The sequence below is a fragment of the Bradyrhizobium sp. HKCCYLRH2060 genome (genome assembly GCF_051168135.1).
Classification (GTDB): domain Bacteria; phylum Pseudomonadota; class Alphaproteobacteria; order Rhizobiales; family Xanthobacteraceae; genus Bradyrhizobium.
This window is the reverse complement of record NZ_JBNPUK010000028.1, coordinates 20,900-35,711: the sequence shown is the minus strand read 5'-3', so window position 1 is coordinate 35,711 and position 14,812 is coordinate 20,900. Positions and strand designations below refer to the sequence as shown.

Genomic DNA, 14,812 nt, shown 5'->3' with positions numbered 1-14,812 from the left:
CGCAAAACCTCATGCACCGCAGGAGGATCGATGGACTGCTCGATCCTCCACAGTCTCTCACCCGAGACGACCGCCAGATGAGCCTTAGTATATGCTAAAACCTCAACCGGACAGCCGTGGGACAACCCCGGCCATGACGATGAGGAGACAGGTGAGCGCAAAACTCCGCTCGCAGATAGCCTTGGCACCCGGGCGGTATTGCCGCTATTGCCAAAGCTCGCATCCCAAAACATTCCCCTTGCCAATTTCTGAAAATCGTTATTTACTCCCACCGTCCCGCCTCGTTGCAGAGGGGCGTATCGCGATCGTCACGGACGTGGAGCGCGGGATGCGGTGGGCGCAACGGGTCGCAGCATGGTTGTCCATGCGGACGAACGATCCGGTGCGCACGGTGAAATCGTGTGGTCTCGGCGCCGCGGTGCTGGCGTCAAGTCGTGGTGCGGTTGACGCGCATCGCGATGACGGGGGCAAGACAGCCGTTCCCCGGAGAGAGCGCGTATAAGCCGTTCCAACCATTGCGCAGGGAAGGCCGGGATGTCCTCAGCCGAACCTGTGGTTCTGCCGTCTGCATTTTTTCCGCAGGCGGGCCATGGGGGCGGCAGGCTCCCGGCCTTCCCTGCGCCCTCTCGTTTCAAGAGGGCGAATAGCCGCAAAGCTCGGGCCGTGCGGGCCGCGAGAATGCGCCATCATGTCTGCGCGTATGGCCATATCTGTTGTATGACGATGTGAGACGATGCGGTGTCGTCGCCTCGAGCGGCCGTGAAGACGCAACAAATGGGGACCACATCATGCCAACCGAACGTTTCCAGTTTGAAGGCGCCAGCGGCGACAAGCTTTCTGCCGCGCTCGATCTGCCCGGCGGCGCGCCGCGCGCTTACGCGCTGTTCGCGCATTGCTTCTCCTGCGGCAAGGACACCCACGCCGCGCGGCGCATCGCCATGGCGCTGACGGCGCATGGCATCGCCGTGCTGCGGTTCGACTTCACCGGCCTCGGCTCCAGCGAAGGCGACTTCGCCAACACGACGTTCTCCTCCAACGTCGCCGACCTCGTCCGCGCCGCCAATCATCTGCGTGAAACGCGGCAGGCGCCGGCCATCCTGATCGGCCACAGCCTCGGCGGCGCCGCCGTGCTGGCCGCGGCCGGCGACATCCCCGATGCGAAGGCGGTGGTGACGATCGCGGCGCCGTCGGATCCGGCCCATGTGACGGCGCTGTTCAAGGACCGACTCGAGGCGATCCGCCGCGACGGCTCGGCCGAGGTCTCGCTCGCGGGGCGCCCGTTCCGGATCAGCAGCTCCTTCCTCGACGACATCGCCGAGCAGCGCCTGCTCGACAAGATCAAGCATCTGCACAAGGCGCTGCTGGTGATGCACTCGCCCCTCGACGACACCGTCGGTATCGACAACGCAACGAAGATCTTCGTCGCCGCCAGGCATCCCAAGAGCTTCATCTCGCTCGATCACGCCGATCATCTCATCAGCGGGAAGGAGGACGCCGCCTACATCGCCGAGGTGATCGCGAGCTGGGCCGGCCGCTACGTCGCGCCGGAGGCCGCCGAGCCGGCGCCCGCGGATGGCCCGCGCGACGTGGTCGTGCGCGAGACCAGGTCGAGCAAGCTGCAGCAGGCCATCGCGCTCGGCCCGCATCATCTCACCGCTGACGAGCCGCTCTCCGTCGGCGGCCAGGATACCGGCCCGGGCCCCTACGACCTGCTGCTCGCGGCGCTCGGCGCCTGCACCTCGATGACGATGCGGCTCTATGCCGACCGCAAATCCCTGCCGCTCGACCGCATCACGGTCACCCTGCGCCACAGCAAGATCCATGCGGAAGATTGCGCGGAATGCGAGACCAAGGTCGGGCTGATCGATCAGCTCGACCGCGAGATCCACCTCGACGGCGCGCTCGATGAGGAGCAGCGCAGGAAGCTGATGGAGATCGCCGACAAATGCCCGGTGCACCGGACGCTGACGTCGGAGATCCGCATCGTCACGCGCGCGGCGGAGTGATCAACGCGCCGCCTGCGGCTCGATCTTCAGCGGCCTGACGCGCAACGCTCCGCGCAGGCCGGCCGCCGTGCCGATGAAGATGCCGGCGATGGCGACGAACGAGGGCAGCGCCAGGGTCGACAGTCCCGTGAGCCCCTGCCCGACCGAGCAGCCCAGCGCCATCACGCCGCCGATGCCCATCAGCGCGGCGCCGCCCGCCGAGCGCAGCATATGCTGCGGCGAATGAAAGCCCTCGAGCTTGAAGCGGCGCGTCGCCACGGCGGTAACGAGGCTGCCGGCGAGCACCCCGGCCACGGTGGCGATGCCGAAATTCGCGGTCGAGCCGGTCGACAGCATGATGTATTGCAGGGCATCGGCGATCGGCGCGACGAAGGTCAGGGACGCCACCGGCACGGGGTTGAAATCGTCCGCGCCGAGATAGCCGGTCGCGAACCAGCCGGCTGCGATCAGCAGGCCGACGATGAGGCCCGCGAGCATCTGGCCGGGCGCGCGCCGGAAGGGCGCATGCGCAAAGGCGAAGACGATCAGCGCGCCGCCGAGCGCGAGCGCCGGCAGCAGCCGCGCCGCTGCACCATGCAGGCCACCGACCGAGAGCACGGCCGGCAGCGACGTCGCGGTCGCCGTGGTCTGCGAGCCCTGCATCAGCGCGATGCGCAGCGGCGCGATCAGGCCCTTCAAGGTCATCTCGGCGGCGATCGCCAGCACCGTCACGACAACGAAGGAGCGCAGATTGCCGCGGCCGAGCAGCACCAGCGCGCGCGAGCCGCAGCCATTGGCGAGCACCATGCCGTAGCCGAACAGGACACCGCCGGCGAACATCAGCGGCACCGAGAAGGTCGGCTGCAGATAGATCGACTTGCCGAGATCGACGGCGCCGTTGGCCGCGAGCAGCTGTGTGGCGATGATGGCGATGCCCATCGCCAGGGCGTAACTTCGCACCAGGCGGCTGTCGCCGTCGGCCCACCAGCCGCGCAGGCTGCTCATCATGCAGAAGCCGCTGAGCAGCCCCACCACGCCATAGACCAGGCCGATCCCGAGACCGGTTACGACGGCGACATCAGCAGCTTCCGGCACGCGCAGGAGTCCTTCTGGTTGCGGAAAAGAGGCGGCGGCACGCGGGCTGCGCAAGCACCGCTTTCGCTTGACGCGCGCGGATTATTCGCCACGATATCGAGCTTAACTAGTTCAGAATGCTTGTTCCAACAAGCATCAACGGGAGAGAATGCCGTGGTGTCACCAGCGCATCCTCATGCGCCGATCTTGGCCTGTTCGCCGCCGGGGGCTCGCCGGTGAGTGGCGCGGCCCCGCTCTCCCCCGACGCGCTCGCCCGCGCTTGCGCCGACGCCATGTGGCAGGACGATCGCGCCAGCCAGGGCCTGGGCATGCAGATCATCGAAATCGGCCCGGGCTGCGCGACGCTGCGCATGACCATCCAGCCGCACATGGTCAATGGCCACGGCATCGCCCATGGCGGCTTCATCTTCACGCTGGCCGATTCCGCGTTCGCGTTCGCCTGCAACTCCCACAATGACCGCACCGTGGCGGCCCAGGGCAGTATCAGCTTCATCCGGCCGGGCAAGCTCGGCGATGTGCTGACCGCCCGCGCCAGCGAGGTGTCGCGCAGCGGCCGCTCCGGCATCTACGACGTTCGCGTCACCGCTGAAGACACCGTGATCGCGGAGTTTCGCGGCCATTCCCGCAGCATCGGCGGCACGCTGGTGCCGACCCCCACGGCTCCGCCGGAGGACTGACACGATGACATCGAGCAAACCTCAACCGGCCGGCAGCTACGTACCCGAGATGGACGACACCGAGCGCGCCTCGCGCGACCAAATCATGGCGCTGCAGACCAAGCGCCTCGCCTGGTCGCTGACGCACGCCTATGACAACGTCGCCCATTACCGTCGCACCTTCGACAAGGCTGGCGTGCATCCCTCCGACTTCCGCGAGCTCGCCGACCTCGCCAAGTTTCCGTTCACGGTCAAGACGGACCTGCGCGACAATTACCCGTTCAACATGTTCGCCGTGCCGCGCGAGCAACTGGTGCGGGTGCATGCCTCGTCGGGCACGACGGGCAAGCCGATCGTGGTCGGCTATACCCGCAACGATATCGCGACCTGGTCCACCGTCATGGCGCGCTCGATCCGCGCTGCCGGCGGCCGCAGCGGCATGATCATCCACAATGCCTATGGTTACGGCCTGTTCACCGGCGGTCTCGGCGTCCATTACGGCGCCGAGCAGCTCGGCTGCACGGTGGTGCCGATCTCCGGCGGCATGACCGAGCGGCAGGTGCAGTTGATCAATGATTTCAGGCCCGACATCATCACGGTGACGCCGAGCTACATGCTGGCCATCCTCGACGAGTTCAAGCGCCAGGGGCTCGACCCGCGGCAGAGCTCGCTCAAGATCGGCATCTTCGGCGCCGAGCCATGGACCAATGCGATGCGCGCCGAGATCGAGGATGCGTTCGCGATGGACGCCACCGACATCTACGGCCTGTCCGAGGTGATCGGTCCGGGTGTGGCGCAGGAATGCCTGGAGACCAAGGACGGGCTGCACATCTGGGAGGATCATTTCTATCCGGAGATCGTCGATCCCGACACCGGCAAGGTGCTGCCCGACGGCGAGATCGGCGAGCTGGTGTTCACCTCGTTGACCAAGGAGGCCTTTCCCGTCATCCGCTATCGCACCCGCGATCTGACGCGACTGCTGCCGGGCACCGCGCGGCCGGGCATGCGCCGCATGGAGAAGGTCACGGGCCGTTCCGACGACATGATCATCCTGCGCGGCGTGAATCTGTTTCCGTCGCAGATCGAGGAGATCCTGCTGTCGACCGAATGGTGCGGCGGCCATTTCATGCTGGAGCTGACCCGCGAAGGCCGCATGGACGAGCTGACGATCTACGCGGAGTCGCGCCCGGAGCACTGGGACGAGACCGGCCTCGGCGCGCACGCCGAGCGGATCTCGATCCACATCAAGAACACGATCGGCCTGACCGCCAAGGTGAAGGTGGTGGCACCAGACACGCTGGAGCGCTCGGCCGGCAAGGCGAAACGGATCAAGGACAAGCGGCCGGTGGGGTAGTTGGGGAGTGCGCCGCGCTGTCACCCCTCATGGTGAGGAGCGCCGAAGGCGCATCTCGAACGACGAGTCCCGCTCCATACATCGCCATCTCACATATGATCGTAATCCACCACCACCCGCTCCGTCACCGGCTTGGCCTGGCACGTCAGCACGAATCCGGCCTTGAGCTCCCACGGCTCCAGCGAGTAGTTCAGCTCCATCTCGGCCTTGCCTTCGACCAGCTTGGCGCGGCAGGTGGAGCACATGCCGCCCTTGCAGGCGAATGGCAGGTCGACGCCGGCGCGGAGTGCGGCGTCGAGGATGGCCTCGCCGTCGGCGACCGGGACCTCGCGGCGCTTGCCGTCGATGATCAGGGCGGCGACCGCCTTGGGCGGCGCCGTATCGGGCACGACAGCTCTCGGCCGCGGCTTGCCGCCCGCACCGGAGACGAAGCGCTCGACGTGGATGCGCTCGTCGGCAATGCCGAGGATGTGGCAGGCAGCCTCGATGTCCTCGCTCATCCCGGTCGGACCGCAGATGAAAACGTGGTCGACCGTCTCCGCCGGCACCAGCGAGCGCAAGAGCATACGCACCTTTTCGCTGTCGAGACGACCGTGCAGGATCGGAAGATCCTGCTCCTCGCCGGAGATGACGTGGAACACCGAGAAGCGGTCGAGGAAGCGATCCTTCAGCTCCTCCAATTGCTCGCGGAACAGCATGCCGGCGGTCGTGCGGTTGCCGTAGAACAGGAAGAAGCGGCTGTCCGGCTCGCGCGCCAGCACGGCCTTCACGATCGACAGGATCGGCGTGATGCCCGAGCCAGCGGCAAATCCGACATGGGTGCGCGCCGCCGCAGGATCCAGCGCCACGCCAAAACGTCCGGTCGGCGTCATCACGTCGATCTCGTCGCCGCGCTTCAATTCGTCGGTGACGAAGCTCGAGAACGCGCCGCCATCGACGCGCTTCACGGCGATGCGGATCTCGTTGTCATCGGGGCCGGAGCAGATCGAATAAGAGCGCCGGACTTCCTCGCCGCCGAGCGTCGTCTTCAGTGTGAGATACTGTCCGGGCGCGAAGCGATAGTCGTCCGCGAGTTCGTTTGGAATGGCAAACGTCAGCGACACCGCATCCGGTGCCTCCCGGCGCAGGTCACGGATGGCGAGACGGTGAAAGCGCGGCGTTGTCGACATCGAACCCATCCTCACGTCATTGCGAGGAACGAAGCGACGAAGCAATCCAGGGCTCCGGGCGTGGCCCTGGATCGCGTCGCTGCGCTCGCGATGACGGCTTTAGCATCAGTGACACTTGAAGTAATCGAACGGCTCGCGGCACGATCTGCAGCGCCACAACGCCTTGCACGAGGTCGAGCCGAACTCGGCGAGTTGCTCGGTGTCATCAGACCCGCATTGCGGACACGCCACCTCGGCCACACCAAACAGCGCGCGCCGGCCACTCGACGGCGGCGGCGGCGCGATGCCGTACTCCCGCAGCTTGCGTCGCCCTTCCTCGCTCATCCAGTCCGTGGTCCAGGCCGGCGACAGCACAATGCGCACGCTGGCCTCGCGGAAGCCGGCGCGCTCCAGCGCGAGCTCGATCTCCAGCGCGATCATGTTCATCGCCGGGCAGCCGGAATAGGTCGGCGTGATCGCGACCTCCACCCGTTCCCCGACCACCTCGACCTCGCGCAGCACGCCGAGATCGTCGATCGTCAGCACCGGGATTTCCGGATCGGCCACCGACGCCGCCGCCTCCCAGGCGCGCTGGCGGAGTTCGGCAGGACTGGTGTCGGCGACTACCACGTCGCACCGGGGAAGCTGCGCTGCATGTATTGCAGCTCGCTCAGGAGATGGCCGAGATGCTCGCTGTGGCGGCCGTCGCGGCCGCCCTGCTGCATCCAGTCGTTCTCAGGCAGCACGAGGGTCGCCTCGCGCGCGACATGCCAGACGATCGACAGCCATTCCGGCCGCAGCATCGTCGGGTCGATCGCGATGCCGGCATCGATCAGTCCGCGCTCGGAGTCGTCGACGCTGAACATCTCGCCGGTGTACGCCCAGAGATCGTCGATCGCGGCCTGCGCGCGGGCGTGGCTCTCGTCGGTGCCGTCCCCGAGCCGGATCACCCACTCGCTGGCATGGCGCAGATGATAGGCGGATTCCTTCTCCGACTTGGCCGCGATGGCGGCGAGCGTCGCATCGGTCGAGCCCATCATGCCGCGCCAATACAGATCGGCGAAAGCCGCGTAGAGCAGCTGCCGCACCATCGTGTGCGCGAAATCGCCATTCGGACGCTCGACCAGCAGCAGGTTGCGGTACTGCCTGACGTCCCGGAGATAAGCGAGCTTATCCTCGTCATTGTCGCGGCCCTCGACCTTTGCCGCGTAGCCATAGAGCTCGCGCGCCTGGCCGATCAGGTCGAGCGCCATGTTGGACAGCGCCATGTCCTCTTCGAGCATGGGCGCGTGGCCGCACCATTCGGAGAGGCGATGACCGAGGATCAGCGCATCATCGGCGCGGCGCAAGGTGTAGAGCACCAGCGGCGTTTCGGAGACATTGATCGAGGGGGCGGTCATGACGTTTCGCCTCTGAAGCCACGCATTTGACCTCCTCCAGGAGCCCGCCGCAGGCGGGCGTCTCGAGGATGGGCCAGGAGCCGTATCGGGCCTCATGGTTCGAGACGGCGCTGCGCGCCTCCTCACCATGAGGAGTTGCACCTACATATGTCCGACTTCCTCGGGCACTTCATAAAAGGTCGGATGCCGATAGATCTTCGTTTCCGCCGGCTCGAACATCATGCCCTTGTCGGCGGGATCGGACGCGGTGATGGCGCTCGACGGCACCACCCAGATCGACAGGCCCTCGCCGCGCCGGGTGTAGAGGTCGCGCGCGGCCTGCAGCGCCATGGTCGCGTCCGGCGCATGCAGCGAGCCGCAATGCTTGTGCGCGAGCCCGTTGCGGCTGCGGATGAAGACCTCCCACAACGGCGTGTTCGGTGTCGCCATCTCGCTCTCCCTTGTCTATTCGGCGGCCTGCGCCATCAGGCGCTGCGCGCGCTTCTCGGCGTAGGCGGCCGCGGCTTCGCGCACCCACGCGCCGTCGGCATGCGCCTTGCGGCGCGCCGCCATACGGTCGCGGTTGCACGGGCCGTTGCCGGCCAGCACCTGCTTGAACTCGTTCCAGTCGATCGGACCGTGCTGCCAGTGGCCCTGCTCGTCCTGCGTCATCGCTGGATCGGGAATCGTCAGGCCGAGATATTGCGCCTGCGGCACGGTGGCATCGATGAACTTCTGGCGCAGCTCGTCATTGGAGAAGCGCTTGATCTTCCACTTCGTCGAGGCGTCGCTGTGCTGGCTGGCCTGATCCGGCGGGCCGAACATCATCAGCACCGGCCACCACCATCTGTTCAACGCATCCTGCGCCATCGCCTTCTGCTCGGGCGTGCCGCGGCAGAGCGTGAGCATGATCTCGTAGCCCTGGCGCTGGTGGAACGATTCCTCCTTGCAGACGCGGATCATCGCGCGCGCATAGGGACCGTAGGAGCAGCGGCACAGCGGGATCTGGTTCATGATCGCGGCGCCATCGACCAGCCAGCCGATCACGCCGATATCCGCCCAGGTCAAGGTCGGGTAGTTGAAGATCGAGGAGTACTTGGCCTTGCCGGCCAGCATCGCGTCAACCAGTTCCTCGCGCGAGGCGCCAAGCGTCTCGGCCGCGGCGTAGAGATACAGCCCATGGCCGCATTCGTCCTGGACCTTGGCGAGCAACGCCGCCTTGCGGCGCAGGCTCGGCGCGCGCGTGATCCAGTTGCCCTCGGGCAGCATGCCGACGATCTCGGAATGGGCGTGCTGGGAAATCTGCCGGACCAGCGTCTTGCGATAGGCCGACGGCATCCAGTCGTTCGGCTCGATGCGCTCCTCGGCATCGATGCGCGCCTGAAAGCGCGAGGCGCGTCCGGCATCCTCGGCGAAGCTGCCCTCCTCGGGCGAATTGAGCGCCTGCGTGTACATGCGGCGGCGTCCTCCCAGGACTTGGTTGCCGCCAATATATAACGAGATTTTATCCGTGCAATCGAATTCTGTAATATATCAGCCCACCTCATGAGCATCGGCGAACCGCCGCAGCAGCGTCGCGCCGGCCGCAGGCAAAGGCCCCTCTTCATTGGTCGCGTGAGCGTCGAGCCATCGCTCGGAACCCGGCAGCAGCAGCCGGTAGATGTCGCCGCAGAGCACACGTGCTTGTCGTCCCGGCCAGTTCCCAGGCAGCAGCTCGGCCGGCAGCAAGGGATCGCGCAGCACGATGCGGCGGTAGTGATGGATCAGCAGGATCCGGGCGGTGAAGGCCTGGCCGTCGGACAGCGGCTCGCCGCGTTCGATGCTGGCCTTGAGCGGCGCAAAGGAGGCGCTGAACTTGCGATAGGCTTCCGCAGTCCGCTCCAGTGCCCAGCTCTCGGCGACCAACCGCCGCGCCATATCCGAGCCTGCGGAGGCCTGCAGGCGGACCGCCCCCTCCACCGCGTCCGGCACGGCGATGCTCGAGGGCGCCACGAACACGCCCGGCAGCGGGCTGCCGAAGCCGGCGTCGCGCAGCGCGATCCGCGCCTGCTCGCGGTCATCAGCGCTGCCGATGAGCAGCAGTTCGAAGCTGCCGTTCCATTCCGCCGGCGGCGAATCGTAGATGTGGCGGGTGGCGCCGGCAAAGGTCTGCTCGCCGCGCCGGGTCAGGCGATAGAAGCTGTTGCGGCCGCTCTTCGTCCGCTCGAACCAGCCTTCCGCCGTCAGCCGCGACATCGCGGTGCGCACCACGCTGCCGTCGATCGCGAGCCCTTCGAAGAAGGCCAGCAGACTGCCGAGCCAGACGCTGCCGCCGCGCGGCACGATGGCGTCGCCGAACACGGTGATGATCAGCGAGCCCGTGCGCGACGGCTCGCTCTTGAGCTCATGGACGATGCGGGACAGCGGCTGCGGCATGGTGCAGGCTTTAGCCGGTTTCGCCCGATCGCAAAAGAAAAGGCCCGCATGGAGCGGGCCTTGCAGATGGATCGACGGACGCGCGAGGCGATCAGGCGGTCTTGTTGTAGGCCTTGGCCATGTTCTCCTGGGCGAGCTTGGCACCCTCGGTGACGAGCTTGCCGACATACTCGCTGGTCGACTTGGCGCGGGCGACGAGCGCCTCGCCACGGGCGCGGGCCAGCTCACCCTGGATCTGAACGGCTTCGCTGATCGACTTGGCGGACGCCAGCTTGTCCAGGCCGTCGAAGAACGCTTCGGTGTCCTGATACAGCGCCTGCTGGATGTTGCGGCTGATCTTGCCGGCCTCGGTCACGCCGTCGAACACGGCGGTTTCGATCGCCGACGTCACCTTCTCGGAGCCAGCGAGGGCCTCCGCAGCGCGCTCCTTGGCGGTCGACGCGGTCTTCTTGACGAACTCCCGCGCGGACTCCGGCACTTCCATCGTCTGCAGGTTCTTGAACGCGTCGGTCACCGGCGCAAAGGCATCCTTGACGGTGTCGAACACGGTATTGGTCTCGGTGGTCATGGCTGTCTCCATCCTCAATGCTTCTGAGCTATGGCTCGCTCCGTCCCTTATGAAACCGGAGTGACTCAGCTATACCAGCACAAATAGTGCATCGCAACAAAAATGTTGCAATGCACCATCCAGGGAGGATGGGGGAAAGGCCGTCCCCGCTCAAGTGCCCGACGGCGCATCATTGCCTTGGCGCGAGCCTCGATCAGGGCCGCCCCCATGCTTCTTGTTGCGAGACTTTCCGGGCCGGACCGGCTCGGCCGTTCCCGGCGCGGTCTCGACCGCCCCGGGTTCTGGTTCCGCCGGCGGCGACGGTTTCATCACCCTGTCGAGCACCTCCCGGATCTCGCGCAGCTGCGCCTCGATGGACGCCATCGGGGCAGGACCGGACGGCTGCGCCGCCTTCAGAATCTGGTCGAGCAGCGCCTTGATCTCGCTCAACTGGGGCGTGGCATCGATGGCAGGCTTCGTTCCGGGGGGCGGCGCTTTGGATGTGGCAACAAGCTCGTTGAGCAAGGCCTTGATCTCGTTGAGCTCAGGCGTGACGTCGACCGGTGCCGGCGCAACCGGCTGCGCCTTGGATGCGGCGAGAAGCGCGTCGAGCAAGCTCTTGATCTCATTCAACTGGGGAGCGAGATCCACCGGCGGTTTCGATGCCGGCAGCGGCACCTTCGCGGCGCCCAGCAGCTCCTTCAACAGCGCCCGCGTCTCCGCCAGTTCGCCTTCGATCGACGCCAGCCGCTCGTTGAGCGCAGTCAGTTGACCGCGGCTCGGCACGTTCATGCCGGCGAAGTAGTTTTCCATCAGATCGGCCATGGGCTTCTGTCCGTTTCCAGAACCAGTTGCAGGATCGTCGGAGGATGAGCGGGCCGCGCCCAGCGGGCGCAATCGCGTGAAGGCCGTGAAGCTCTTCTGCATCTCACCGACCATCTGCTGCCAGAATGCGATCGGATCGCCGGACTTGTTCACCATCGGCACGCTCCTTCAGGCCACGCGGAGACTCAACACAACCTATCATAGCACGTCATCGCTGCGATGCGGGAGGATCATGGGGCCGCTTCTCTCTGTCGGCGGAACCATGCCATAGATGGCCTGTTGGCCTTGAACGAGGGATCATCGTGACTGCAAATGCTCATCAGCCGCCGCAGACCGTGCGCGCCAACGGTATCGACATCTGCTACGAGATCTTCGGCGACCCGGCGGCCCCTCCTCTCGTGCTGATCATGGGCCTCGGCGGGCAGATGATCATCTGGTACGATGAGTTCTGCGAACAGCTCGCAAGCTGCGGCTTTCGCGTGATCCGCTTCGACAACCGCGACATCGGCCAGTCGAGCAAGCTGCATGGCGGACGCCGCCTGACGCCGTTCGAGCTGCTCAAGCTGCGCTTCTTCAACATTCCCGTCGCCGCGCCCTACAAGCTGCTCGACATGGCCAAGGACACGGTCGGCCTGATGGACGCACTCGACATCAAGTCGGCGCATCTGGTCGGCGCGTCGATGGGCGGCATGATCGCGCAGGAGATCGCGATCTCCTTTCCGCATCGCGTGCGCTCGCTGACATCGATCATGTCGACGACCGGCAATCCGCGCATCCCGCCGCCGACGCGCGAGGTCGCGATGCTGCTGATGGCGCCGCCGCCGAAGACCAAGGACGAGTACATCAGGCGCTTCCAGAGGACCTGGAAGGCGCTGCGCGTCGGCTCCTTCCCCGAGGACGAGGCAAGTGACGTGGCGCTCGCCGAACGCTGCTTCGCGCGCGGCATCAATCCCGCCGGCGTCGGACGTCAGTTGCGCGCGATCCTGGCCTCCGGCAGCCGCAAGCCGCGGCTGCATCTGGTGACCGCGCCGACACTCGTGATCCACGGCAAGGTCGACCCGCTGGTTCATCCCACCGCCGGCAAGGACACCGCGGAGTCGATTCCGAATGCCAAGCTCCTGATGATCGACGGCATGGGTCACGCCACCCCGCGGCCGATGTGGCCGCAGATCATCGACGCCATCACCGAGCACGCGCACGGCGCGAATGCGCAGGCGGCGTAGAATGGCAGTCGGTGGTCACCGCCGCCGCCCGGAAACGAGCTGTCGTCCCGGCGAACGCCGGGACCCATAACCACCGGCTTTGGTGATGGCGACGGGCTGTGGCTCCAGCCCGCTTCAGCCATCCGGGCCCGTGGTTATGGGTCCCGGATCGGCGCCTGCCGACGCGTTGCGTCGACAGGCTTGTCCGGGACGACACATGTTGCTGAGGGTCGCTATTGCGTCACGCGACGCGAGTCTGTGTCTCAGCCGTTCTTCAAACGAACCGCCGGAAGCCCCTACCCAAACCTCCGCCGCCGCCATTCGATCAGCTTGGCGCTCACCTCCTCCGGCTGCTCCTGCTGCGTCCAGTGGCCGCTGTCGCGGACGAGATATTTCTCCAGGTCCGGGACAAGCTTCTCCATGCCGTCCGTGGCCGAGGGCGGCAGCACGGCGTCGTTCTCCGCCATGATCATCAGCGACGGCACGCGCACCGTATGGTCGAGCCCTTCGGCGCGCTGCCAGTTGCGCGTCATGTTGCGATACCAGTTGATGCCGCCGGTGAAGCCGGTGCGCGTGAAGGTGTCGACGAACACCTGCTTCTCGGCCTCCGACAGGATCGGCTGCCGCGTGTCCTTGGCGGCGTCATAGGCCGCGATCATCTGCGGGAACGCCAGATTGAGCGACGGCGACGCTGCGATCCCGCCGGCCGGCGGCTCCGTCGGCGGCGCATCGCTGCGCGGCAGCGGCTTGCGCATGAACGCATCGAAGGTCTCCCCGACGCGGCTGCCGAAGATGCGGTCCGGCTCGCGTGCGGGATCCTGGAACTGCACGATGTACATCATGTCGCCGAACCGCTTGCGCATGATGGCGATGGGATCGGCAGGCGCGCGCGGCAGATGCGGCGTGTTGATGCCGACCACGCCCGCGACGCGGTCGGGGTAGCGCAGCGGCATCTGCCAGACGACGAAGCCGCCCCAATCGTGACCAACGAAGATCGCCTTGTCGATGTTGAGATGATCGAGCAGACCGACGAGGTCGGCGGTGAGATGCTCGAGGTCATAGGCCTCGACCGGCTCCGGCCGGTCGGTCGCGCCATAGCCGCGCTGGTCGGGTGCGATGACGCGGATGCCAGCCTCGGCCAGCGCCTTGATCTGGTGCCGCCAGGAGAAGGCCAGCTCCGGCCAGCCGTGACAGAGGATCATCGGCGGCCTGTCGCTGACGGGGCCCGCCTCGTAATAGCCCATGCGAATGCCATTGGTCGTCGCGAACTGCAGCGCCGGCATCCAAGACGGATCGGTCATGCCTCCTCCCCTGAAGCTGTTCAGCCGGCCTTTTTCGACCGGTCTTCGGCTCCGGCGTGGAGCCTGCTCCATGCCGTGACGTCACGCCGCTTCTCCTCGGAGTTCCGCGCGAGCGAAATCCGAGCAGCCGTTTGCCTCGTCAGGCCGACTTCTTGTCGCTCGAACGGCTGCCGCCGAGGCCTGTCATGGTCAGCATCAGGTCCTGAAACCGTTCGGCCAGGCGAGGATCGAACGTGAACCAGCTCTGCATGATGGCTTCGGGCGTGAGCTTGTCGATGTTGCTCGTCATCTGGTTCTGCAGCCGGTCCATGACCGCGGCCTGCATCGGACCGACATCGGGAAGTCCGAAAAACTGCCGCGCTTCGAGCGGTGTGCAATCGATCTCGATATTGACTTTCATGTCCGCTCCGCTGTTCGAACCATCCCGACGCCAGCCCCGGACCGGGCTCCCTTCACAAGGAACGCCCATCCCGGACTCGCGGCAGGGATGTCCAGTATCACCGCGCCGGCCCCCCTCTAGCAAGCGGCGCGTTGCTGCAGGTGCGCAATTCCCGGGACATGGTCAATCCGGCGGCCCTCAGCCCCATCCCGGACGCCGCCTGTCGCGTGCGCTGCACAGCGGCCGCGGGGGATAACCATATCGTTTAGGCTTAAACAAACTGCACTTGTGTGCCGCCGCTGAACTCTGGCAACATATTCGGATCGATCTGCCGCGGGTCGTACGGCGCACCGCCAGGCCAGAGCCAACGGGATCAGTTCATTCCGGCGCGGCATCAGACTTGCAAGCATATCGCCCGGCGTCTTGTTGCTTCTTGAAGTTCGTGCAAGAGGCGCTGCAGACAACACGAACTTCGAAGCAAAGCAGGCCGGACATAATCGCGCCTGCCGAAAAACCAAGCGTCAAA

General features: G+C 66.1%; 15 protein-coding genes. 4 read left to right on the top strand and 11 right to left on the bottom strand.

Annotated elements, in window-relative coordinates; genetic code table 11:
- The first annotated feature begins 788 nt into the window (after nucleotides 1-788).
- Complete coding sequence (locus ACQR10_RS32245) at nucleotides 789-2,006, top strand: bifunctional alpha/beta hydrolase/OsmC family protein (protein ID WP_316183431.1); 1,218 nt, start codon at nucleotides 789-791, stop codon at nucleotides 2,004-2,006.
- On the opposite strand, the gene ACQR10_RS32240 is transcribed toward ACQR10_RS32245, so the two are convergent.
- Nucleotides 2,007-3,080 (bottom strand): YeeE/YedE family protein, encoded by a 1,074-nt coding sequence (locus ACQR10_RS32240; protein WP_315801347.1) that lies wholly within the window; start codon nucleotides 3,078-3,080, stop codon nucleotides 2,007-2,009.
- Nucleotides 3,081-3,295: 215 nt separating this feature from the next.
- Here ACQR10_RS32240 and paaI point away from each other — a divergent pair, with 215 nt between their 5' ends.
- Nucleotides 3,296-3,757, top strand: coding sequence for a hydroxyphenylacetyl-CoA thioesterase PaaI (gene paaI / locus ACQR10_RS32235; RefSeq protein WP_315801348.1), 462 nt, complete (start codon nucleotides 3,296-3,298; stop codon nucleotides 3,755-3,757).
- A 4-nt stretch (nucleotides 3,758-3,761) separates the two neighbouring features.
- The gene (paaK, locus tag ACQR10_RS32230) at nucleotides 3,762-5,090 is read left to right on the top strand and encodes a phenylacetate--CoA ligase PaaK (RefSeq protein WP_316183430.1); all 1,329 of its coding nucleotides are present in this window, start codon (nucleotides 3,762-3,764) and stop codon (nucleotides 5,088-5,090) included.
- Between the two features lie 89 nt (nucleotides 5,091-5,179).
- Here paaK and paaE read toward each other — a convergent pair whose 3' ends face one another.
- The 8 genes from paaE to ACQR10_RS32190 form a co-directional block, all read right to left on the bottom strand.
- Complete coding sequence (paaE, locus tag ACQR10_RS32225; protein WP_316218866.1) at nucleotides 5,180-6,259, bottom strand: 1,2-phenylacetyl-CoA epoxidase subunit PaaE; 1,080 nt, start codon at nucleotides 6,257-6,259, stop codon at nucleotides 5,180-5,182.
- Between the two features lie 105 nt (nucleotides 6,260-6,364).
- On the bottom strand, nucleotides 6,365-6,868 hold the full coding sequence (paaD, locus tag ACQR10_RS32220; RefSeq protein WP_315801351.1) for a 1,2-phenylacetyl-CoA epoxidase subunit PaaD: 504 nt from the start codon (nucleotides 6,866-6,868) through the stop codon (nucleotides 6,365-6,367).
- Entirely contained in the window at nucleotides 6,862-7,638 is a 777-nt protein-coding gene (paaC, locus tag ACQR10_RS32215; protein ID WP_316218867.1) for a 1,2-phenylacetyl-CoA epoxidase subunit PaaC, read from the bottom strand. Before paaC ends, paaD begins: the two co-directional genes overlap by 7 nt.
- A 141-nt stretch (nucleotides 7,639-7,779) precedes the next feature.
- A complete protein-coding gene (gene paaB / locus ACQR10_RS32210) occupies nucleotides 7,780-8,067 on the bottom strand; it encodes a 1,2-phenylacetyl-CoA epoxidase subunit PaaB (RefSeq protein WP_006613353.1) in 288 nt (95 codons plus the stop codon).
- Between the two features lie 15 nt (nucleotides 8,068-8,082).
- Entirely contained in the window at nucleotides 8,083-9,072 is a 990-nt protein-coding gene (paaA, locus tag ACQR10_RS32205; RefSeq protein ID WP_315801353.1) for a 1,2-phenylacetyl-CoA epoxidase subunit PaaA, read from the bottom strand.
- A gap of 78 nt (nucleotides 9,073-9,150) precedes the next feature.
- Nucleotides 9,151-10,032, bottom strand: a complete 882-nt coding sequence (gene paaX / locus ACQR10_RS32200; RefSeq protein ID WP_315801354.1) for a phenylacetic acid degradation operon negative regulatory protein PaaX — start codon at nucleotides 10,030-10,032, stop codon at nucleotides 9,151-9,153.
- Nucleotides 10,033-10,123: 91 nt separating this feature from the next.
- Entirely contained in the window at nucleotides 10,124-10,600 is a 477-nt protein-coding gene (locus tag ACQR10_RS32195; protein ID WP_315801355.1) for a phasin, read from the bottom strand.
- A 150-nt stretch (nucleotides 10,601-10,750) separates the two neighbouring features.
- Entirely contained in the window at nucleotides 10,751-11,560 is an 810-nt protein-coding gene (locus ACQR10_RS32190) for a hypothetical protein (RefSeq protein WP_316218871.1), read from the bottom strand.
- A 146-nt stretch (nucleotides 11,561-11,706) separates the two neighbouring features.
- On the opposite strand from ACQR10_RS32190, the gene ACQR10_RS32185 reads away from it, so the two are divergent.
- A complete protein-coding gene (locus ACQR10_RS32185) occupies nucleotides 11,707-12,627 on the top strand; it encodes an alpha/beta fold hydrolase (protein ID WP_316218872.1) in 921 nt (306 codons plus the stop codon).
- A gap of 275 nt (nucleotides 12,628-12,902) precedes the next feature.
- Here the strand turns inward: ACQR10_RS32185 and ACQR10_RS32180 are convergent, their stop codons facing one another.
- Entirely contained in the window at nucleotides 12,903-13,907 is a 1,005-nt protein-coding gene (locus ACQR10_RS32180; RefSeq protein WP_316218873.1) for an alpha/beta fold hydrolase, read from the bottom strand.
- A 139-nt stretch (nucleotides 13,908-14,046) separates the two neighbouring features.
- Nucleotides 14,047-14,307, bottom strand: coding sequence for a DUF6489 family protein (locus tag ACQR10_RS32175; RefSeq protein WP_315801359.1), 261 nt, complete (start codon nucleotides 14,305-14,307; stop codon nucleotides 14,047-14,049).
- Nucleotides 14,308-14,812 lie beyond the last annotated feature (505 nt).

Coding starts and splice junctions, on each gene's coding strand:
- ACQR10_RS32245 (WP_316183431.1), top strand. CDS start 789: ATGCCAACCGAACGTTTCCAGTTTGAAGGCGCCAGCGGCGACAAGCTT.
- paaK (WP_316183430.1), top strand. CDS start 3,762: ATGACATCGAGCAAACCTCAACCGGCCGGCAGCTACGTACCCGAGATG.
- paaE (WP_316218866.1), bottom strand. CDS start 6,259: ATGTCGACAACGCCGCGCTTTCACCGTCTCGCCATCCGTGACCTGCGC.
- paaC (WP_316218867.1), bottom strand. CDS start 7,638: ATGACCGCCCCCTCGATCAATGTCTCCGAAACGCCGCTGGTGCTCTAC.
- paaB (WP_006613353.1), bottom strand. CDS start 8,067: ATGGCGACACCGAACACGCCGTTGTGGGAGGTCTTCATCCGCAGCCGC.
- paaA (WP_315801353.1), bottom strand. CDS start 9,072: ATGTACACGCAGGCGCTCAATTCGCCCGAGGAGGGCAGCTTCGCCGAG.
- paaX (WP_315801354.1), bottom strand. CDS start 10,032: ATGCCGCAGCCGCTGTCCCGCATCGTCCATGAGCTCAAGAGCGAGCCG.
- ACQR10_RS32195 (WP_315801355.1), bottom strand. CDS start 10,600: ATGACCACCGAGACCAATACCGTGTTCGACACCGTCAAGGATGCCTTT.
- ACQR10_RS32190 (WP_316218871.1), bottom strand. CDS start 11,560: ATGGTGAACAAGTCCGGCGATCCGATCGCATTCTGGCAGCAGATGGTC.
- ACQR10_RS32180 (WP_316218873.1), bottom strand. CDS start 13,907: ATGACCGATCCGTCTTGGATGCCGGCGCTGCAGTTCGCGACGACCAAT.
- ACQR10_RS32175 (WP_315801359.1), bottom strand. CDS start 14,307: ATGAAAGTCAATATCGAGATCGATTGCACACCGCTCGAAGCGCGGCAG.